18 protein-coding genes are annotated in these 21,086 nt (G+C 53.5%); 12 read left to right on the top strand and 6 right to left on the bottom strand.

Annotated features, from left to right (window positions below; all coding sequences use genetic code 11):
* Positions 1–18 precede the first annotated feature (18 nt).
* Positions 19–1,368 carry an NAD(P)-binding protein gene (locus ACXAIA_RS06055; protein ID WP_475348548.1) on the bottom strand — a complete coding sequence of 450 codons (1,350 nt, stop codon included), beginning with the start codon at positions 1,366–1,368 and terminating at the stop codon, positions 19–21.
* A gap of 108 nt (positions 1,369–1,476) precedes the next feature.
* Between ACXAIA_RS06055 and ACXAIA_RS06050 the strand changes: the two genes are divergently transcribed.
* The 3 genes from ACXAIA_RS06050 to ACXAIA_RS06040 all read left to right on the top strand — a co-directional run bounded on the left by ACXAIA_RS06050 (position 1,477) and on the right by ACXAIA_RS06040 (position 4,227).
* A complete protein-coding gene (locus tag ACXAIA_RS06050; RefSeq protein WP_475348547.1) occupies positions 1,477–2,649 on the top strand; it encodes a mechanosensitive ion channel family protein in 1,173 nt (390 codons plus the stop codon).
* Positions 2,650–2,654: 5 nt separating this feature from the next.
* Positions 2,655–3,500 carry a phytoene/squalene synthase family protein gene (locus ACXAIA_RS06045; RefSeq protein ID WP_475348546.1) on the top strand — a complete coding sequence of 282 codons (846 nt, stop codon included), beginning with the start codon at positions 2,655–2,657 and terminating at the stop codon, positions 3,498–3,500.
* Positions 3,501–3,645: 145 nt separating this feature from the next.
* Positions 3,646–4,227 carry a hypothetical protein gene (locus ACXAIA_RS06040; protein WP_475348545.1) on the top strand — a complete coding sequence of 194 codons (582 nt, stop codon included), beginning with the start codon at positions 3,646–3,648 and terminating at the stop codon, positions 4,225–4,227.
* 56 nt (positions 4,228–4,283) lie between these two features.
* Here ACXAIA_RS06040 and trmFO read toward each other — a convergent pair whose 3' ends face one another.
* The gene (gene trmFO, locus ACXAIA_RS06035) at positions 4,284–5,630 is read right to left on the bottom strand and encodes a methylenetetrahydrofolate--tRNA-(uracil(54)-C(5))-methyltransferase (FADH(2)-oxidizing) TrmFO (RefSeq protein WP_475348544.1); all 1,347 of its coding nucleotides are present in this window, start codon (positions 5,628–5,630) and stop codon (positions 4,284–4,286) included.
* 203 nt (positions 5,631–5,833) lie between these two features.
* Between trmFO and ACXAIA_RS06030 the strand changes: the two genes are divergently transcribed.
* Positions 5,834–6,814, top strand: a complete 981-nt coding sequence (locus ACXAIA_RS06030) for a hypothetical protein (RefSeq protein ID WP_475348543.1) — start codon at positions 5,834–5,836, stop codon at positions 6,812–6,814.
* Positions 6,815–6,871: 57 nt separating this feature from the next.
* Here the strand turns inward: ACXAIA_RS06030 and uvrA are convergent, their stop codons facing one another.
* From uvrA to nagA, 3 genes are all read right to left on the bottom strand, one after another.
* Positions 6,872–9,700 carry an excinuclease ABC subunit UvrA gene (uvrA, locus tag ACXAIA_RS06025; protein WP_475348542.1) on the bottom strand — a complete coding sequence of 943 codons (2,829 nt, stop codon included), beginning with the start codon at positions 9,698–9,700 and terminating at the stop codon, positions 6,872–6,874.
* Positions 9,701–9,906: 206 nt separating this feature from the next.
* Entirely contained in the window at positions 9,907–10,986 is a 1,080-nt protein-coding gene (fbaA, locus tag ACXAIA_RS06020; protein ID WP_475346047.1) for a class II fructose-bisphosphate aldolase, read from the bottom strand.
* 162 nt (positions 10,987–11,148) lie between these two features.
* Positions 11,149–12,291 carry an N-acetylglucosamine-6-phosphate deacetylase gene (nagA, locus tag ACXAIA_RS06015; RefSeq protein WP_475348541.1) on the bottom strand — a complete coding sequence of 381 codons (1,143 nt, stop codon included), beginning with the start codon at positions 12,289–12,291 and terminating at the stop codon, positions 11,149–11,151.
* A gap of 596 nt (positions 12,292–12,887) precedes the next feature.
* Here nagA and ACXAIA_RS06010 point away from each other — a divergent pair.
* The 7 genes from ACXAIA_RS06010 to ACXAIA_RS05980 all read left to right on the top strand — a co-directional run bounded on the left by ACXAIA_RS06010 (position 12,888) and on the right by ACXAIA_RS05980 (position 18,999).
* Positions 12,888–14,186: an extracellular solute-binding protein gene (locus tag ACXAIA_RS06010; protein ID WP_475348540.1), complete on the top strand. Its 1,299-nt coding sequence runs from the start codon at positions 12,888–12,890 to the stop codon at positions 14,184–14,186.
* Between the two features lie 84 nt (positions 14,187–14,270).
* Positions 14,271–15,149: an ABC transporter permease subunit gene (locus ACXAIA_RS06005; RefSeq protein WP_475348539.1), complete on the top strand. Its 879-nt coding sequence runs from the start codon at positions 14,271–14,273 to the stop codon at positions 15,147–15,149.
* Between the two features lie 13 nt (positions 15,150–15,162).
* Positions 15,163–16,017: a sn-glycerol-3-phosphate ABC transporter permease UgpE gene (gene ugpE, locus ACXAIA_RS06000; protein WP_475346043.1), complete on the top strand. Its 855-nt coding sequence runs from the start codon at positions 15,163–15,165 to the stop codon at positions 16,015–16,017.
* A gap of 57 nt (positions 16,018–16,074) precedes the next feature.
* Positions 16,075–17,145, top strand: coding sequence for a sn-glycerol-3-phosphate import ATP-binding protein UgpC (locus ACXAIA_RS05995; protein WP_475348538.1), 1,071 nt, complete (start codon positions 16,075–16,077; stop codon positions 17,143–17,145).
* 146 nt (positions 17,146–17,291) lie between these two features.
* Positions 17,292–17,765 (top strand): GAF domain-containing protein, encoded by a 474-nt coding sequence (locus ACXAIA_RS05990; protein ID WP_475348537.1) that lies wholly within the window; start codon positions 17,292–17,294, stop codon positions 17,763–17,765.
* Between the two features lie 59 nt (positions 17,766–17,824).
* A complete protein-coding gene (ssb, locus tag ACXAIA_RS05985) occupies positions 17,825–18,358 on the top strand; it encodes a single-stranded DNA-binding protein (protein WP_475348536.1) in 534 nt (177 codons plus the stop codon).
* 200 nt (positions 18,359–18,558) lie between these two features.
* Complete coding sequence (locus ACXAIA_RS05980; protein ID WP_475348535.1) at positions 18,559–18,999, top strand: NUDIX hydrolase; 441 nt, start codon at positions 18,559–18,561, stop codon at positions 18,997–18,999.
* On the opposite strand, the gene ACXAIA_RS05975 is transcribed toward ACXAIA_RS05980, so the two are convergent.
* On the bottom strand, positions 18,996–19,490 hold the full coding sequence (locus ACXAIA_RS05975; protein WP_475348534.1) for a YchJ family protein: 495 nt from the start codon (positions 19,488–19,490) through the stop codon (positions 18,996–18,998). The two genes, ACXAIA_RS05980 and ACXAIA_RS05975, sit on opposite strands and share 4 nt — an antisense overlap.
* 620 nt (positions 19,491–20,110) lie before the next feature.
* Here ACXAIA_RS05975 and rpoH point away from each other — a divergent pair.
* A complete protein-coding gene (gene rpoH, locus ACXAIA_RS05970) occupies positions 20,111–20,980 on the top strand; it encodes an RNA polymerase sigma factor RpoH (RefSeq protein ID WP_475346037.1) in 870 nt (289 codons plus the stop codon).
* Positions 20,981–21,086 lie beyond the last annotated feature (106 nt).

The raw sequence follows: 21,086 nt of genomic DNA, 5'->3' as shown, positions 1-21,086 counted from the left end.
AGTCCAGCCAGACAAGCCTTAGGCGAAGAACTTCTGCAGTTCGTGCCGGACATCTTGCACGCTTGAAAACAAGGCCGCGGGTCCAGGTGCCTGATCGACCGGGAAAACATCCCCGCACAGGAACAGGTTTTTCCAAGGTGCCCGCAGGTGCTGGCGGGTTGCGGCCATGCCCGGTGTCATTTCGGGAAAAGGCGCCTCCGCATCAATGAAAAGATGCTTTGGGCGCGCGCCGGCACCGCTTTTGTCGGTCCGGGTTTCAAGATCCAGATTAAGATATTGATCGCACAGCCAGACACAGCGCTGCCAAACAAGTTCCGCGAACTGTTCGGCGTCCTTTGTGTCAGGTAGGTGCAAGCTGGCATTCAGGCTGACCAGAAGGTGGCGACGATTGCAATAGATCGCCCGAACAATGTCATCACTGACCAACAGCGCACGCGGCTCGGCAAAGAGCTTGCGCATTTCAAACGCCATGCTGCGCCGATGTGCCGGTGCCGGGGAAATACCGATATCGGGCACTGCGTCACAAAGGGGCTTGGGATGCAGGGCGAGAACGACGGCATCATCCGGTTTCAAGACCACCTGACTGTCATCTTCGAATAACAGGTCTGTCGCGTAATCTGACGTACTGTCGATGTCACCAAGCTTGGTTTGGCCCTTGATCGTGCCGCCAGCGGCAAGAAACCGTTCACGCAGGGCGGGCAGGGCGATGTCATTTAGGATGATGGGGTCAATCGCCGAAAACACCGGCTCATGGCTTTGTGCCAAAATTGCCCGCAATTTCGGCGCCAGTATGCGCCCCAGAAGCGCCTTCGAACATCGATGAGCCGGCATTGAAAACAGCACTTCGGCCAAGACCGTAAGCGCATCACGGTGATAAGTGCCCGGTTGATAAGCCTTGTCATCTGGTTCAAATGTGCCAGATGATAAAGTGCTTTCGACCCGGTTTTCTTCACTGGCATAACGTTGTTGCCACATGGTGAGAAGGGTATAAAACCGCGCGGCAAAGCCGATCCGGCGGGAAATCAAGGCGCGTGAAACACCCCGATCAAGGGACACGATGGCGGGTTTGCGCCGCCCACGTTTTAATCCCATCACGCAATGGGCGGGTCTGATCAGTTTGTTGGGGACTTCCGGGTACCGCGCGAAAAAATCTGCCACTTGACCTAGCGGGTCATAAAATATTTCGGGCTCGGCCGTTTTATAACTTTCGGGTGCTGTTTGCATCCCGCGTGTCCAACGGCTTTCAAATGGCTCTGCTTCGTCATAAAGCGTCACGTTAAAGCCGTCTTCGGCCATGCAGGTCGCCAGTGCCGATCCGGCAAGGCCGCCTCCAATAACGTGTAAGCTTCCCGACGCAAATGATGCCATATGCCTGAGCCAATTTAGTTGCTATACAAAGGCCAGAGAACGATGTGCTACAAAGTCGCAGCATGTCAGAAGTCGCAATAACCTTAACATCAGAACAGCTTACAAGCCATGGGTGAAATCACGACCGAACTGGACAACCTCAACGAAGAGGTAATCGGCCACATGAATTCATGGGTCGATATGCTTGGCGGCGGAGAGATCGGAAGACTGATCGGCGCGCTTCTGGTGCTGGTGGTGTTCTTTATCTTCAAGCGTGTTCTGGTGCGTGGTGCCCTTGGCATATTGCGCCGGGTTGCACAGCAACGCTCGCAAAGCATGATGGCCAAGGTCCTTGATGCCTTTGCGCTGCCGTTACAGGCGCTTTTCATGTTGCTGGGCGCCTATTTCGCGACCGAAGTGCTGTCTCTGCCTGAAGAAGTCGATGCTGTTGTCGTCGAGGCAATCTCTGTTGCTGCGGCGTTTTGCATCTTCTGGGCGCTGTTTAGGGCCGTTGAACCCTTGGGGGTTTCACTTAATCGGCTCGTTGGGCGCTTTGGGGCCGGTCTTGGTGACGATCTGCGACAGTTCTTTATTCGGGGTGTGAAGACGCTCATTGTCGTTATTGGCGGCGTCATCATTCTCGAAAACTGGGGGATTGATGTTTCCGCCTTCCTCGGTGGCCTTGGTCTGGCCGGGATGGCGGTCGCATTGGCGGCCAAGGACTCTGTTGCCAATATCTTTGGCGGCCTGACGATTTTTGCCGATAACCTCTATAAGCGCGGCGACTGGATCGAAACGCCGCATTTTGAAGGAACGGTCGAAGTCGTTGGTTTGCGGGCCACCAAGGTGCGCACCTTTGCCAAGGCGCTGGTCACGATGCCCAATGCCCAGATTGTCGATTCCCCGGTGATCAACTGGTCGCGCATGACCCATCGCCGGATCAAGATGGTGATCGGTCTTGAATACCGCACAACAGCCAAACAAATGGAAGCCATCGTCGACAAGCTGCGTGACTTCCTGAAAAATGATGATGATGTCGCGCAGATCGATGTTGCCCAGATGGTCCATTTTTCGGACTTTGGTGCCAGCTCGATCAATATCGACCTTTACTACTTCACGACCACCACGGACTGGGTGACCTGGCGTGACATCCGCAATCGCCACATCATTGCTTTCAAGCGCATTGTCGAAGAAGAAGGGGCGGCTTTCGCCTTCCCGTCACAATCGCTATATGTCGAAAGCATGCCGGAACTCACCAACAGCCCGAATGACGATCAACGTTCTGAACGTAAGATCGGATAGGATAGATGACCGATACGCCCAAGCTTTCCCATTGTGCCGACTATGTCCGGCGCCATGATCGGGACCGGTTCCTGTGCGCGCTGTTTGCGGCACCGGAAAAACGCGAATCCCTGTTCACACTCTATGCCTTTAATCAGGAAGTCTCCAAAACCCGCGAGATGGTTAGTGAAGTCATGCTGGGCCATATCCGCCTGCAATGGTGGCGTGACACCCTGACCGAACTGGGCGAGGGGCAAGTGCGCAAACACGAAGTCGTCGAACCACTCGCCGAATTAGTCAAGAACGGTCAGCTTGATGTTGCCGACCTTGAAGCCATCGTGGCCGCCCGTGAATTTGATCTGGAAGATCGTCAACCCGCCACGCAGCAGGAGCTTGATCGTTATATCGATCAGACATCAGGGAAGGTGAGTGTCCTTGCATCAAGACTTCTCGGGGCAAAGGGTGAGGATGCCGAACATGCCGCACGTCTTGCCGGCAATGCCTATGGGTTGGTCGGCATCATGCGCGCCATTGTTTTCCACGGGCGTTCGAAACGGCTATATCTGCCAAAGGACCGGATGGACCATCACGAAGTTGCCCAGGGTGATGTGTTCGAATTTCGTACCAAGCAGGAAATCCGCGATTTCATCAGCGATTTGGCGAAGCTTGCGCGTGACCGGATCCATGAAGCCCGCAAACATCGCCGTGCCTTGCCAAAAACGGCCCATGCAGCCGCATTGCCGGTCGTTCTGGCCGATGGATATCTGCGCAAACTGGCAAAGGCCGATTTTGATCCGTTTTCCGCTGAGTTTGGTTTGGCACGCCCGGCCAGCTTGCGTTTAACGTTAAACGGCATGCTCAAGAGATATTGATTGCATGTGGCTTGCCACATAAGAATCACAAAAATATCTCTTAATGTGAGGACAAAGGTCAGGACAGCATCGAACTGTCCATGATAGCGTTGATAAGGCTTTGAAATTGGGCGCAACACAGGACGAACCTGAGAAGAGGACCGGCATGGCAAATTCGATCTCACTGACACGGATGCGATGGTTTGATGGCCTTGTGCTTCTTTCCGGCCTATGCCTGTTTGCGATTTCCTTTTCGACGGCTCGTGCGGCCAGCATTGATCCTTTTGTAGGCTCTTATCACGGGACAACCATCGAACATGCCGAGAACGAGCTTCAGGCGCGTGATCTTGATGTCGTTATTGAAAAGACCGAACGCGGTTTTGTCGTTGACTGGTCTACCGTCATCCATAAGCCCGATGGCCGTGAAAAAACCGTATCGCTGGATGTCGAGTTCTATGCAACGGAACGGGCCGATATTTATGGCAGTGCGATGCGTTCGGGCCTGTTTGGCAAGCGTGTTCCCAATGACCCGCTCAAAGGCGAACCGTTCTTCTGGGCCCGGATCGTTGGCAAGACACTGACCATTCATGCGCTCTATATCAATGATGAAGGCGGGTATGAGATGCAGGTCTACAAGCGCACGCTTGATGAAGAGGGCAACCTTGATCTGGTCTTTCGCCGTTTCCGCGATGGTGAACAAATTCGCGATGTTACCGGCGAGCTGACCCGCCAATCCGATCCGTACTGATCGCGCGTGATGTTCAAAGAAAAAGCCGCATCTGATGTGATGCGGCTTTTGTTGTTTTAAGCATTCGACACAGCACCCAACCATTCATCGAATAGCGGGATCGCCCGGTCGGTATAGAGTTTCTTGCGATCGCGACCTTTGACGCGCTTTGTCAGTTCAAGATCGGGAAACAGGCCGAAATTTACATTCATCGGCTGGAACGTGCTTTCATCCGCGCCACCAGTGATGTGGTTCAAAAGGGCGCCCATGGCGGTTGCAAGCGGCGGGGCCGCGATTTCCTTGCCGGCTTTTTCCGCCGCCGTAAACCGACCGACCATAAGACCAACGGCCGCACTTTCAACATAGCCTTCGCAGCCCGTAATCTGACCAGCAAAGCGCAGGTCCGGACGTGATTTCAGGCGCAGCGTACCATCCAGAAGACGTGGCGAATTCAGGAACGTATTGCGGTGAATGCCACCCAGACGGGCAAATTCAGCGTTTTCAAGGCCCGGAATAGTGCGGAAAACGTCGACCTGTGCGCCGTATTTCAGTTTGGTCTGGAACCCGACCATGTTGTAAAGCGTGCCAAGGGCGTTGTCCTGACGCAGCTGAACGATCGCGCGCGGCTTTTGCGTCGGATTGTGAGGGTTGGTCAGGCCAACCGGCTTCATCGGGCCATGGCGCAAGGTTTCCCGGCCGCGTTCGGCCATGACCTCGATCGGAAGGCACCCATCGAAATAGGGGGTGTCTTTTTCCCATTCCTTGAATTCGGTTTTTTCGCCGTCAATCAGGGCGTCGATGAAGCGGTTATATTCGTCTTCATACATCGGGCAATTGATGTAATCCTTACCATCGCCCTTGTCATAGCGCGACTGGAACCATGCCTTGTCGAAATCGATGCTGTCCTTATACACAATCGGCGCAATGGCATCAAAGAAGGCAAGGCTTTCCTCGCCAGTGGCCTTGCGGATAGCATCCGCCAACGCGCCAGAAGTCAACGGCCCGGTTGCGATGATGGTCTGTTCCCATTCTTCGGGCGGCAGGCCATCAATTTCGCCGCGTTCCATCGTAATCAGTGGATGGTTTTCAAGCGCGTTCGTGACGGCTTCGGAAAAACCTTCGCGGTCGACAGCCAGTGCACCGCCAGCGGGTACCTTATGCTGATCGGCACAGCGCATGATGATCGATCCGGCACGGCGCATTTCATCATGGATCAGACCGACGGCATTGTATTCCTTGTCGTCAGAACGGAACGAGTTCGAACAGACCAGTTCGGCACACTTGTCCGTGTGATGCGCATCGGTCGGACGCGTCGGGCGCATTTCATGGATAATGACGGGCACACCGGCTTCTGCCAATTGCCAGGCGGCTTCACTGCCTGCCAGACCGGCGCCGATAATATGAACAGGTTTGACCGTATTCACGTGTGCGAACTCCTTGCCAGAGTGGGTTTTGATAACGTGGCACACACATAGCGGTGCAAGGGGGCAGATTTCAAGTCAATTGCACTGCAAGATCAGCAAACAAGTTCACATCGCGCCAGGCAGGACAAATATTTTCACAACACCACATCCATCGCGTCTTAGAAGCCAGAGCCGTTCTGTCCCGATAACGCGAAGATGGCATCATGAGTTACCCGCATCATCCCTATGGTTACGAACCCACCCATTGTCCGGTGATCGGCCTTGTGCCGCGTCGAAGACACGTCATTGATGTGGAGTGCATCGAGGTGCGTGAAGAGCCTGAAAGCGAAGATGCAGATGACAAAACCGAACCCAAAGAGCGTCGGCTTGGTTTTCCGTTCGGCGGCTTGGGCGAGGGCGTGGTTGGTCCGGCCGATATTGAAGGCATGATCGAATATGTGGTTGCCACGCGGCAAGGGTGGCGATCTTCGATGGTTATTCGTGCTTTCCTGAGATGGTGGCGCGAGGAGGACGATGCCGAAAACGCGGCACTACAGGACCGCAAGCAATCCGATGCCATCATTATGCTTCTCGCGCTTAATCAGGGACGGGATGGCTTTGTGCAGGGATATCTGCATGACCTGAAACATGAACAGAAAGAAAAACCGAAACTTCTGCCACCGGCCAATCCGGTCGAAAAGGCGTTTAACAAAAGCCTGCGGATTGCCGCCCTGGCTTTGGCGCTGTCGCCAATTGTGCTCGTTTTTGCCGTGTTGCTGTTTGTTCAGGTCGATAACATCATCAGTACGGGCAGTGGCAAGGTATTTGGGTTTAGCTATGACTTGTTGTTTGTCGTGGGCAGTTTTGGCGCAATCGGTGCGCTGACCAGCATGATGATGCGGCTTGGCAAGGATGTGCCGTGGGATGAAATGGAACCGGCCTCTGTGTTCTTCAATTTCCTTTTCCGGCCTTGCATGGGGTTCTGTTTTGCGATCATCGTGCTTTTGGCGCTCAGGGCAGGGATGCTACCGATCCCGCTTGATGAGCTGCACAAGATTGACGACCTTGACCAGCTAAGTCAGTCAGCTGCCGCGGGTCAACAGATTTCGATCGTTCTGGTCTTTGCCTTCCTGTCCGGATTTAGTGAGCGGCTGAGCACAGCACTGGTCAAACGGGTCGAGGACCGGGTCACGCATTCAGGCTAGGCGTGGCTGAAACCAGTCCTGAAACAAAGAAGGGCAGCTCGAAGCTGCCCTTTTGGTTTATTCCAGACCCAAATGGCGTTTCAGGTAACGTCCGGTATAGCTGCGCTTATTGCCCATGATGTCTTCTGGTGTCCCGGTGCCAACCAGATGGCCGCCGCCATCGCCACCTTCGGGACCGATATCAATGATCCAGTCGGCGGTTTTGATGACATCCAGGTTATGTTCAATCACAACCACCGTATTGCCCTGATCAACAAGGGTGTGCAGCACTTCCAGAAGCTTGCGAATATCATGGAAATGCAGGCCCGTCGTCGGTTCATCAAGGATATAGATGGTGCGACCCGTAGCACGTTTTGACAGTTCCTTGGCGAGCTTTACACGCTGGGCTTCACCACCGGACAGGGTCGTCGCCTGTTGCCCCAGATGGATATAGGAAAGGCCGACCTGTTTGAGGGTTTCCATCTTGTCGCGGATCGATGGTACGGCCTTGAAGAAATCCGCACCTTCTTCGACTGTCATATCAAGGACATCGGATATCGATTTGCCTTTAAACGATATTTCCAGCGTTTCACGATTATAGCGATGGCCTTTACACTGATCGCATTCGACATAAACGTCGGGCAGGAAGTGCATTTCGATCTTGATCACGCCATCGCCCTGGCAGGCTTCGCAACGCCCACCCTTGACGTTAAACGAGAACCGACCGGGCTTGTAACCGCGTGTTTTGGCCTCTGGCAATTGCGCGAACCATTCACGGATCGGGGTAAAGGCGCCGGTATAGGTCACTGGGTTCGAACGCGGGGTTCGGCCAATCGGGCTTTGGTCGATATCAATGATCTTGTCGATCAGTTCGACACCTTTGATCTCGTCATGTGCACCCGGATGATGACGTGCATTGTGCATTCGCTTGGCCAGCGCCTTATACAGCGTTTCAATCACAAGGCTTGATTTGCCGCCACCGGAAACCCCGGTGACGCAGATGAATTTACCCAACGGGAAGTCGACATCAATGCCCTGCAGGTTGTTGGCCGTCGCACCCTTGATGGTGATCGCCTTGCCATTGCCCTTGCGGCGTTCCTTTGGAACCGCAATCTGCTCAACGCCCACAAGGTATTTGCCCGTCAGGCTGTCCGGGTTCTGCTGGATCTGTTCCGGCGTGCCTTCGGCAACAATGCGTCCGCCATGAATACCGGCACCCGGGCCCATATCAATCACATAGTCGGCGGCACGAATGGCGTCCTCGTCATGTTCAACGACAAGAACCGTGTTGCCAAGATCACGCAGACGTTTGAGGGTCTCAAGCAGGCGGTCATTGTCGCGCTGATGCAGGCCGATCGACGGTTCATCAAGCACATAGAGAACGCCTGTCAGGCCAGACCCGATCTGGGATGCCAGACGGATGCGCTGGCTTTCACCGCCCGATAGCGTGCCGGATGTGCGCGACATTGAAAGATAATCCAAACCGACATCGCGCAGGAAGCGCAGGCGATCATTGATTTCGCGCAGGATACGGCGCGCGATCTCGGTTTCTTTCTCGTTCAGCTTGCCTTCAAGGGCAAGGAACCAGTCACCAGCCTTGGCAATCGAAAGGTCGGTCACCTGCGAGATGTCACAACCATCAACCTTGACGGCCAGTGCTTCCGGCTTCAGGCGTTTGCCCGAACAGGTAGGGCAGTTCGACACCATCTGATATTTTGACAGCTCATCACGGGCCCACTGGCTATCGGTTTCGCGCCAGCGACGCGACATATTGGGAATGACGCCTTCGAATGGGCGGGAAACCTTGTAGCTGCGCGAACCATCGTCATAGGTCACCGTGACTTCCTCGTCACCGGAACCATGAAGGATGATGTCCTGCGCCTTCTTAGGCAGTTTTTCCCACGCAACATTGGTCTTGAACCCGAAATGCTTGGCAACCGACTTCAGGGTCTGCAGGTAATATTTCGATGTCGTGCTGGCCCAGGGCGCAACAGCCCCGTCCTCAAGCGTCTTGCTTTCATCAGGCACGACCAGCATCGGATCAAACTCCATCTGGGTGCCCAGGCCATCACAGGCCGGGCAGGCGCCAAACGGGTTGTTGAACGAAAACAGACGCGGCTCGATTTCCTCGATGGTAAAGCCGGAAACCGGGCAGGCGAACTTTGCCGAAAACACGGTGGTGTCGCCGGTTTTGGCATCCTCGGTCAGAACGATGCCGTCGGTGAGCTCAAGCGCGGTCTCGAAACTGTCTGCCAATCGGGTTGAAATGCCTTCCTTGACGATCAGGCGGTCAACCACGACGGAAATGTCGTGTTTGAGCTTCTTGTTAAGTTCCGGTGCTTCATCGATGTCATACATCTCACCATCGATTTTGACACGCTGGAAACCGCGCGCACGCAATTCACGCAGTTCCTTTTTATATTCGCCTTTGCGCCCACGCACGATCGGGGCAAGAAGATAAAGGCGCGTGCCTTCATCCATTTCCATAACCCGGTCAACCATCTGTGACACGGTCTGGCTGACAATCGGAAGGCCGGTCGCCGGCGAATAGGGGATACCAACACGTGCCCAGAGAAGACGCATATAGTCATAAATCTCGGTCACCGTGCCGACGGTGGAACGCGGATTTTTCGATGTCGTTTTCTGTTCGATGGAAATCGCCGGCGACAGACCGTCGATATATTCAACATCGGGCTTTTGCATCAGCTCAAGGAACTGGCGCGCATAGGCCGACAGGCTTTCGACATAGCGGCGCTGGCCTTCGGCATAGATGGTGTCAAACGCGAGCGAGCTCTTGCCAGACCCCGACAGGCCGGTAATCACCACAAGGGAATCGCGCGGCATTTCCACATCAATGTTCTGAAGATTGTGTTCTTTCGCACCGCGAACCGAAATTTTCGTCAGCATGTCGGGCCTTTTGTTCCTGAATTGTTCGGAAAGTGTATAGAGGAGCCAAACGCTATACGCAAGCGCACCCCTGACAGTTCCTGTCAGTATTTGTCAGGAGATCGGCAATTAACAATCCCGTGCACGATGGAGCCACGAAAAAGCCCGCCGAACAAGGCCGGCGGGCTTCATAAATCCTGTGACCGGAAAGGTCAGATTTTTCTAGCTTAGCCTTTGGTAACCGAGCGACCGGTTGCGCCAAGGTCCTTGAAAGCTTCTTCGAGGCGGGCTGCCATCGAAAGTTCCGCTTCACGGATCCAGACGCGCGGATCGTATTGCTTTTTGTAAGGCTGATCGGTTTCCGGATCGACCTGATACTTGAAAGCACGATCATTGGCTTCGACATATTCGCCGACCGGACGGGCATAGGCGAACTGGGTATCGGTATCGATATTCATTTTGAAGCAGCCATAGCTGACGGCTTCTTCGATTTTCTCTTTTTCCGAACCGGAACCACCATGGAACACGAAGTCGAGCGGACGGTCACCAAGACCATGTTTCTCGGCAACATATTTCTGGCTTTCGAGAAGGATTTCCGGGCGGAGCTTGACGTTGCCCGGCTTGTAAACGCCGTGCACGTTACCAAATGCGGCCGCGACAGAGAAGTGACCTAGCGGGGAAAGACGACGATAGGCTTCTTCAACTTCTTCCGGGCGAGTGTACAGGCGCGGATCGATTTCTTCGACCGAGGTATCAAGTTCCTGACCGATACCGTCTTCTTCACCGCCGGTAACGCCCAGTTCGATCTCAAGGCTCATTTCGATGGCCGCCATCCGTTTGAGGAAGGTCTCGCAAGTTGCCAGGTTGTCTTCAACGGACTCTTCGGAAAGATCAAGCATGTGGGAGCTGTAAAGCGCCTTGCCGGTTTCGGCATAGGCCTTTTCGCTCCATTTCAGCATTTCATCGACCCACGGCACGAACTTGCGGTTCGCGTGGTCGGTATGCATGACAACAGCAACGCCGTAATGCTCGGCGAGAAGCTGCGCATGGCGGGCAGCAGAAACAGCGCCCAAAACGCGCGCGGTTGCAGCATCCTTGATGCCCTTGCCGGCGAAGAACTGCGCACCACCATTCGACAGCTGAATAATGATATCAGAACCGGCATTTGCAGCAGCTTCAAGGGCCGCGTTCATTGTGCTTGATGAGGTAATATTGACGGCGGGAAGGGCGTAACCGTCCTGCTTGCAGGCAGCAACGAGTTCGCGGTAGGCGGCACCGGTAACAACACCGGGTTTAACGGAAGGCATGTGGGTACTCCTCCTGGGGGTCAGAGTAAAAACAGATAAACAGCAAAATCTCCTGAGGATCCTGCATACAAACTGTTACAGAGCCCAATGCATCTTCTAAATGCTCTCTCAGGTCAAGGCTTTCCATCATAGACTTTCGGAAAATATCGCGTTTCCCAAGAACTATGTCGATTGTGCGCCCCTGATCCAGCTTCGCGTCACATTGAACTGATCATCAAACAAGATCATATCGGCCTGATAGCCCGGCGCCAATCGGCCAAGAACATCATCGAGCCCGAGAAACTCCGCCGGGTAAAGCGACGCCATGCGCAGGGTTTCATCAAGCCCGATCTCGGCCATTTCCATGCAATTGCGCACTGCCGAAATCATATCGAGGTCCGAGCCCGCCAATGTGCCATCGGCAAGCGCACAGCGCCCATCAACAGCGATGATTTCCTCATCTCCCAGCCTAAAGCGCTTTTCAGCCGCACCAACCGTCGGCATCGCATCCGTCACCAGCATCATTTTGCCCTTGGCTTTGGCACGCACGGCAACCTTGATCACGGACGGATGAACATGAAAGCCATCGGCAATCAGGCCGCACCAAGTGTTGTCATCAGACAGTGCAGCGCCGACCACACCCGGTTCGCGATGGGTTAGGGGACTCATGGCGTTAAACAGATGGGTGAAACCCTGCATACCTTGGTCGATCGCTGCCATGATATCCTCATAACGACCAGCCGTATGCCCGGCACAAACGAGAACACCGCTTGAGACCAGCTTTGTGATGGCATCAGGCGCGACGTTTTCCGGTGCCAGGGTGACCAAAGTCCGTCCATTGCGCAGGCCTGACAGCAAATCAATCGCGTCATCTTCCATCGGCCGGATCTGCTCGGCCGGATGCACGCCGCGCCGCTTGAGATTAAGGTAAGGCCCCTCAAGATGGATGCCGACCACACCGGGAACACCTTCATCAAGAGCTTGTTGAACAGCAGCAATGGCAGCGGCCATCTTTTCACGGGTATCTGTGATCAGAGTTGGCAACATGGCGGTTGTGCCGAACCGACGGTGCGCGGCGACGATTGTTTTGATGGCCTCGACATTTGGTGCATCGTTCAGAAGCACGCCGCCGCCGCCATTAACCTGAACATCAATCAGCCCGGGGGCGAGCACCCGATTGCCTGCATCAATAACATCAATGTCAGAAGGGATTTCGGTTTCCGGGAGTAGGGCCTCAATCATCCCTTCACGGACGATAACAGCCTTATCCGTATGAAAATCGTTACCATCGAAAACCCGGGCGTTGAAAATTGCAAATGTGGTCATTGGTCTTCCCGGCAAAGCTTTCGGATAGCAAATAAGTGGGGCGTACGTACCTTGCTGGCGCGCAAACCGGATTTCTCAGAACCTTTACACATCTGCAATGTGCAAACCAACAGTTACTCGTTGATTTTAAGATACCCGCCGTTTGGGTTTTAGATTCGTCAAGAACCCTCGAAGCCAAATTCGCAAATGAAAATCGGCACATCAAACGCAATATTCGTTTCAACAAAGCCGTAAATCAAAATCGTAGCCAGTCGATTCAAAAAATCACTTTACTGTAACATTTCGATGGAATGCGAAAACACAAGGAATACCGGGGCATGCAGGAGGGTCGTCGTCAAACACCGGAATTCTGCATGATCGAAAGGCTTTCATGCCCATTCAATTTGTGAGATGTTCATTCGAACATTTGAAGGGGTCGAATGTACTAACAATATCAATAATCGACAGTCCAAACGGTAGTTACGCACATCAAAAAGTAAATTTCCGAAAACTGTCACTTGAGGAAACGTCCCCCTCAGATGAAAACGAGAGCGTTGCGAGAGACCGTTCAACGAGCGTCTTTTCGCGCAAAGTTTTTATTTGGGAGATAGAAAATCATGTTCCGCAAAACACTGATGGCTGCTGCTGCCGTGTTTGCCCTTGGCAGCACCGCACAAGCTGCAACCGAGATCACTTGGTGGCATGCAATGGACGGCGCACTTGGCGACGTCGTTAACCAGATCACCGAAGACTTCAACGCAAGCCAGGATGAATACAAACTCGTATCCATCAACAAGGGCGGCTACGAAGACACCATGACGGCCGGTATCGCAGCGTTCCGCGCGAAAAACCAGCCGAACATCATTCAGATCTTCGATGCCGGTGCTGCTACCATCATCAACGCCAAAGGCGCTGTTAAGCCGGTTCAGGACCTGCTTGAAGAAAACGATGTCACTTTCGACATCAATGATTACATTCCGGGTGTCCGTTACTTCTATGCCGATTCAGATGGCAAGATGATCGGCATGCCGTTCAATAGCTCAACCCCGCTTCTGTATTACAACAAGGAAGCCCTCGACAAAGCTGGTGTTGATGTGCCGAAGACCTGGGAAGAGTTCGAAGCTGCTGCGGCGAAACTCAAGGAAGCTGGTTTCACAGCACTTGCACAGTCGCACAGCCCGTGGATCTTCTTTGAGAACTTCATGTCGCGTCACAACCTTCAGATGGCGACCGGCAACAACGGCTATGACGGCACCGATGTTGAGATTCTCTACAACAACGATGCTCTGAAAGATCACTGGCAGCACGTCAAAGACTGGAAAGACGCTGGCTACTATGGCTATTACGGCCGTGCATGGGGCGCAAACCAGGACGCATTTGTTCAGCAACAGGTTGCAATGTGGATCGGTTCGTCCGGTTCGTTCGGTGGCCTGCGTAAATCCGCGCAGTTTGATTTCGGCACCTCGACCCTTCCGTACTGGGAAAATGTTGGCGACGCACCGAAATCGACCTTCATCGGTGGTGCAGCACTCTTCGCATTCTCGGGCCATGATGCCGAACAGGACGCAGGTGTTGCTGAATTCTTCAAATTCCTGACCAAGCCGGAAACCCAGTACTACTGGCACAAAGAAACCGGCTATGTTCCGATCACCAACGCAGCATATGACCTTGCAAAATCGGACGGCTATTACAAAGAAAGCCCGGATGCCGAAGTTGGTATCATCCAGCTTTCAGAGGAAGGCGGCGAGTGGACCAAAGGTTACCGTCTTGGCTTCTACGTCCAAATCCGTGAAGTGATCTATCGTGAAGTCGACAAGATCATGAACGGCGAAGAAACCGTTGATGCAGCCTTTGCGACCATCGAAGAAGAAGCAAACGGTCTTCTGGATCGCTTCAACGATACCTACTCGAACTAATCTGCTTTTCGCAAATGCGGGGCGGCCGATCTTTTGGCCGCCCTGTTTTGCATTTTCTGATTTTGCCTTGAGGTTGCGTTCACAATGAAGCGCGTACAATTTGAACACAGCGCGGTGCCATATCTTTTCATCGCACCGCAAATTCTGATTATTTGCATATTCTTCCTGTGGCCGGCGGCCCAGGCGCTGTATCAGTCGTTCCTGCTTGAAGATGCCTTTGGCCTGTCTTCGCAGTTTGTCTGGTTCCGCAATTTCGAAGATGTGCTTTCCAGCAGTTCCTGGACACGCTCTGCCATCTTCACTGTCGTATTCTCGGTTCTGGTTTCCCTGCTTTCCATCGCGATCTCACTGTTTCTTGCAGTGCGCGCCGATGAAGTGATCCGGGGTGCCAAGAGCTATAAAACGCTTCTGATGTGGGGGTATGCGATTGCACCACCGGTGGCGGGCCTTCTTGGCAACATGATGTTCAACCCGTTGATGGGTGACCTTTACAAGGCATTCAACAGCTTCGGCTTTGAGTTCAACCACATCCAGAACGCCAATGACGCAGCCTTCGTCGTCATTCTGATCGCCGTCTGGAAACAGGTCAGTGTGAACTTCATCTTCTTCCTGTCCGGTCTTCAGGGCATTCCGAAATCGGTCCAGGAAGCAGCGACCCTTGATTGCAAAAGCCCGGAACGCCGTTTCTGGACGATTACTTTCCCGCTGCTGGCACCGACGACCTTCTTCCTGTTGGTGATCAATCTGACATACGCCTTCTTTGAAACCTTTGGCATCATTGACGTTTCAACCAAAGGCGCACCGGGTGGATCAACCGCGACCCTTGTTTACAAGGTTTATGTCGATGGCTTCCTTGGTGCGGATATGGGCGGCAGTGCCGCGCAGTCGGTCTTGCTGATGATCATGGTCAGTGTCCTGACCGTGTTCCAGTTCCGCTTCATCGAACGCAAAGTGCATTACTAGGGGGAACGTCATCATGTATCAGTCAAAATGGCGTATATTTACCAATCACACCATTCTGGTGCTTGGCGCACTTTTCATGATCCTTCCGGTCTGGATTGCCTTTGCGTCTTCTACCCACACCCGCGAATACATTTTCCAGCATGGTCTGCAATTCTGGCCGGGTAACGAGTTCTTTTCCAACTACGGGGCCATCCTGTTTGATGCAGAGGCCACCAAGGGCAGGGTCACCGCAATCGAAATGCTGTTTAACAGTATGGTGCTTGGCCTTGGCTTTGCGATCGGCAAGGTGATTATTTCGATGATGGCGGCTTATGCCATTGTCTATTTCCGCTTCAAACTGGCCGTGCCGTTGTTCTGGATCATTTTCTCGACACTGCTGCTGCCACTCGAAGTCCGTATCGTGCCGTCTTATGAGGTTGTCGCAAATCTCGGGCTGCTCAACACCTATACCGGCCTGATCCTGCCGCTGATCGCGTCCGCCACGGGCACATTCTTCTTCCGGCAGTTTTACCGTTCGGTCCCCGATGAGCTTCTTGAGGCTGCCAGACTGGACGGGGCAGGGCCGCTGCGCTTCTTCATCGATATTCTCGTGCCGCTGTCTGTCACCATGATTGCCGCGATCTTCATCATCATGTTTGTCGTGGGCTGGAACCAGTATCTCTGGCCGCTTCTGATGACGACAGATGATCAGCTCTACACCATCGTGATCGGGATCAAGCAGGTCTACAACTCGCTTTATGAAGGCGGGCAAATTCCTCAGTTCCCCAAGGCATTCGCACTGACAATCATGGCAACCATCCCGCCGGTTCTGGTGGTGGTGATCTTCCAGCGCATGTTCGTCAAGGGGCTGGTCGAGACGGAGAAATAATTCCGTCTCCCAAACCCGCTGAATTGAAAATAATTGATCCGCATACAGGATACTAAGATGGCAACTGTAACGCTTAATCAGGCTCAGAAAACCTACCCGAACGGCTTCAAGGCCATTCACGGGATTGACCTTAAAATCGAGGATGGCGAGTTCACCGTTCTTGTCGGACCGTCCGGCTGTGGCAAATCGACCTTGCTGCGCATGATTGCCGGTCTGGAAGGCATTTCTGACGGGGAAATCAGCATCGATGACAAGGTCGTTAACACGGTCGCCCCGGCGGACCGCGACATTGCGATGGTGTTCCAGAACTATGCGCTTTATCCGCATATGAACAACTATGACAACATGGCTTACGGCCTTAAAAATCGGGGTTACAGCAAGTCTGAAATCGATACCAAGGTCCGCGAGGCGGCCCGCATTCTTCAGCTTGAAGATCATCTTGAACGCAAACCCCGCCAGCTTTCGGGTGGCCAACGCCAACGTGTGGCCATGGGCCGCGCAATCGTGCGTCAGCCAAAGGTGTTTTTGTTTGACGAACCGCTTTCAAACCTGGATGCCAAGCTGCGTGTTGATATGCGCCTTGAAATCAAGAACCTGCAGCAACGTCTTGGCATTACGTCGGTTTATGTCACCCACGATCAGGTCGAGGCGATGACGCTTGCTGATCGTTTGATTGTCATGAATGGCGGGATTGCCGAACAGATCGGCTCGCCGATTGAGGTCTATGAACGACCAGCAAGCCAGTTCGTCGCAGGCTTTATCGGATCGCCAGCCATGAACTTCCTGAAAGGCAAGGTCTCTGCCGACAAGAAGCATGTGACGGTTGGGGACGGTGTTAAACTGGAACTTGATCACGATGTCGAAGGGGGACGGGATGTCACAGTCGGTATCCGCCCGGAACATCTTCAAATGCACAGTGATGGCCAGGGCCGCATTGATGCCGGTGTCCGCATGGTTGAATCGCTTGGTGCAGAAACACTGGCCTATCTGGACTTTGGCGCGAACGCCGACAATGTCACCCTTCGCCTGCAGGGAACGCATCAGTTTGCGCAAGGTCAGAAATTAAACCTGTCTGTTCCGGCCGAGAAAATCCATCTGTTTGATATCGATAGCGGCAAGCGCATCTGACAACTATCGAAGATCTCAGTTATTTATCAAACGCCTCTGACATCATGACTGTCAGGGGCGTTTTTGTTCACCCCATGGGCAGTTTACCCTTGTCTCAAACCGTGCGGACGGGGTAGTTCCTATCGGCGAACGTTAAGGAGTACATCGTGCAGACCGACCAGAAAAAAGCGCTTTATGAAGAAGCGACAAAAGAACTGATCAGCATCACTGAAGGCGAAACCAACGTGACCGCCCTGATGGGAACGGTTTGCTGCATCCTTTCGCAAAAGTTCGATTATTACTTCTGGACAGGCTTCTATAATGTTGATCCCCAAAAGGAAAACGAACTTGTGGTCGGGCCGTATCAAGGCACCCTTGGCTGCCTTCGCATTCCGTTCGGGCGTGGTGTCTGCGGTGCGGCTGCCTCAACGCTTGAAACCCAGGTGGTCGCCGACGTTCATGCGTTTACAGGCCATATCGCCTGCGATAGCCGGACCAATTCGGAAATCGTTGTGCCGGTGACTAATGCGGATGGACAGTTGATCGCCGTGCTCGACGTCGATAGTGTCGAAGCCAATTCGTTTGATGAAACGGATCGCATTGCACTTGAAACTTTAATGCAGCGCATTTTTGCGCAATGATAACCCACAAGCCCCGACAAACCGGGGCAGCGGACAACACAAACTTTGGAAGATAACCCATGGCTGGCAGTGTCAATAAAGTCATTCTCGTCGGGAACCTTGGCCGCGATCCTGAAATCCGGTTTACCCAGGCTGGCAAAAAGATCGCCAATTTCAGCATCGCAACCTCCGAACAGTGGCGTGACCGTCAGTCCGGTGAGCGCCGTGAGCGCACCGAATGGCATCGCATTGTCGTGTTCAATGAAGGCCTTGCTGATGTGGTAGAGCGCTTTGTGAAAAAAGGCAGCAAGCTCTACATCGAAGGTCAGCTGCGCACCCGCAAATGGCAGGGGCAGGACGGCAAAGATAACTACACCACCGAAGTCGTTCTTGAAGGCTTCAACTCGAACCTGACCATGCTCGACAACCGCGGCGGCGGTGATGGTGGCGGCATGGGCGGCGGTTCGTCCTCTGGTGGTGGCTATGGTGGCGGCCAGGACAGCGGCGGCGGCTTTGGTAGCGGTTCTGATGCCGGTTGGGGCAATGGTGGCTCTTCCGGTGGCGGCTCTGCACCGGCGGGTACCCCGGATCTTGATGACGAGATCCCGTTCTAAGCATCTGCGTCATACGACAGAATTCAATGCACCTCGAAACATTGATTGTTTCGGGGTGTTTTGTTTTGGGGCGGGTCCTTTGAATTCGGTCGTTCCAGTCACACATGACAGGGAACACCCCAATCAAAAGATTTTCAGCTACGACGCTATAAATACTTAAGAAAATCTGATTTAAGATTGAAGATCACACTTGGTGGAACATGGGAGCCGTTTTTGGCCGGTCCGATATTTGGAACCCCGCGAATGGGCAGAGCTATAACGTTCAGGACTGTGTCTATGCCGTGATCAAACGCGAGAATGGCGACGTTGCCGTTGCGCGCACGCCCAAGGGGATTGTTCTTTTGGGGGGCGGCGTTGAAGACGGTGAAAGCGAACGCGATGCCCTGTATCGCGAAGCTTACGAGGAATCCGGATATCGGGCGCATATTCTATCACGGCTCGGCTTTGCGTCCCAGTATGTCAACAATGCTGCCAAGGATCGCTTCCGCCTGAAACGTGCGACCTTCTTCCTGTGTGAATTGACCGAAAAGCTCGGCCCGCCAGTCGATCAGGACCACGAACTGTTGTGGCTACCCTATAAAGAAGCCCATGATGGCCTCATCCGGCCATTTCATCGCTGGGCACTGGAATTTGTACGCTAACCGCAGCATTTCTTGTATTTCTTGCCCGATCCACACGGGCAGGGGACATTCCGACCGGCTTTGGCCGGCACTGACAGATGCTTTTCGCCCGGAAACACGCCATCGACATAAAACCACTTGCCGTCGCGACGTTCAAAATTGGATCGTTCGTGAAGCTGATGTTTTTTGCCGTTTTCCTCAAACCGGGCGATGAATTCGACAATACCGGTCTGATCAAGAATGCCACCAGCGACGCATTCAATAATTTCCAAACCAGCCCAATGCGTGGTGTCTTGCGCGATACTTTCCGCATCAAAGCCGGAACGATTTTCCTCTGCCAGCGTTGAAAGAAGGTAAGCCCCATCACGCAGGACAAAGGCACAATAACGTGATCGCATCAGCTTTTCTGCCGACTCAGCACTGGCACCACCCGAATGATACTTCCCACAGCAGGCGCCATAGTTTTTCAGGCTCCCACACGGACAGGGCGCGTCTGCGGCAAGGGTGTACATGATGAACTCCATTCAGCTTGGCGTTTTGCGGCCACCATACAGGAGCATTTTCACGCATGCCATATCGCACCGCCACGTATCTTGAAATACGGCCTGATAAGACTGGAAAAAGCCGTATGTCACACGCGCCAACGCGAATTTGGACGATTTGCCTTTGTTTCGCCGCATATCGATCCTAGCGTTAATTGTTAGCGTTTTAATTACCTGACTGTTTTTGTCGACTATAGTTGCTAAAACGCTGATTTAGACGGATTAATATATCTGAAACGCATGTCGGAAGTTCTTGACGGATTTAGTCGGGTTTAGATATATTAATAAATGCGGGTGGGGGCCCAAAGGCACCGCCGGATCAACGTCCGGCCAATTGGCGGACATGTAAATTGTCGATTTGCTTCGAGTAAGGATGAGACACGATGAATGAACTTCTTATTAGCGTCTGCTGTCCTCTTCCATAGGTGACTTTGGAATGAGATACGGTCGGATAACACGTCTTTTCAGGCAGAATCCGGTCGTCCAAGTGAATTATTTCACAACCGATAGCGTTTGCGCGTCATCCAGCTTCTGACGGCCTCCGTATCCAGTATAGATGCTGACGTGTAAACCTCTCAGGAGGACATAGAATGAGCGCCATTAAATTACCAGCCGTTCCCCAGGAAGAGGGTTTCTCGGGCTATCTCCGTGAAGTCTGGAAATTCCCCATGCTTACGGCAGATGAAGAATACATGCTGGCCCACCGTTATCAGGACCATGATGACACCGAGGCCGCCCACAAACTTGTCACCAGCCACTTGCGCCTCGTTGCCAAGATCGCGTTTGGCTATCGCGGCTACGGCCTGCCGATGGCTGACCTTGTTGCAGAGGGCAATACTGGCCTGATGCGCGCTGTGCAGAAGTTCGATCCGGAACGTGGTTTCCGCCTTTCGACCTATGCGATGTGGTGGATCCGTGCAGCCGTGACCGAATACATCCTGCAGAGCTGGTCTATGGTCAAGCTCGGCACCATGGCCGCGCAGAAGAAGCTGTTCTTCAGCCTGCGTAAAGCCAAGCGTCAGCTTAACATTTATGACAATGGCGAACTTTCGCCAGAGGAAGCTGACCAGGTTGCCGAGAAACTTGGTGTAACCGGTCGTGAAGCGCTTGATATGAACCGTCGCCTGGCGGCGCGTGACTTCTCGCTCAACACGCCGATGCCAAAAGACGAGGGGATGGAGTATCTCGATACCCTGTCGTCTGAAGCACCGAGCCCGGAAGCCATGGTTGCAGACGCAGAAGAACGCGTCCTTCACAACGGCATGCTGAAAAACGCCTTGGGCGAGTTGCCGGAACGTGAACAGGAAATCATCAAGGCCCGTTTCCTGAGCGATGATCCGATCACGCTGGAAAAACTTGGTGAACGCTTCGGTGTCAGCCGTGAACGTGTCCGTCAGCTTGAAGCACGCGCTTTCAAGAAGATCCAGGAAAGCGTTCTGACCCAGCACGCAGCGGCGTAACCATCGCACCCAATCAAAACAAAAGCAGCGGTATTAACCGTCAAGTATTAAAGCATAGTGGTCACGCATTCTCGCATTGAGGATCGTGACCATTTTTCTGACGACG

The organism is Thalassospira sp. ABL2_045 (assembly GCF_056161285.1).
This window is presented reverse-complemented; position numbering and strand designations above follow the sequence as displayed.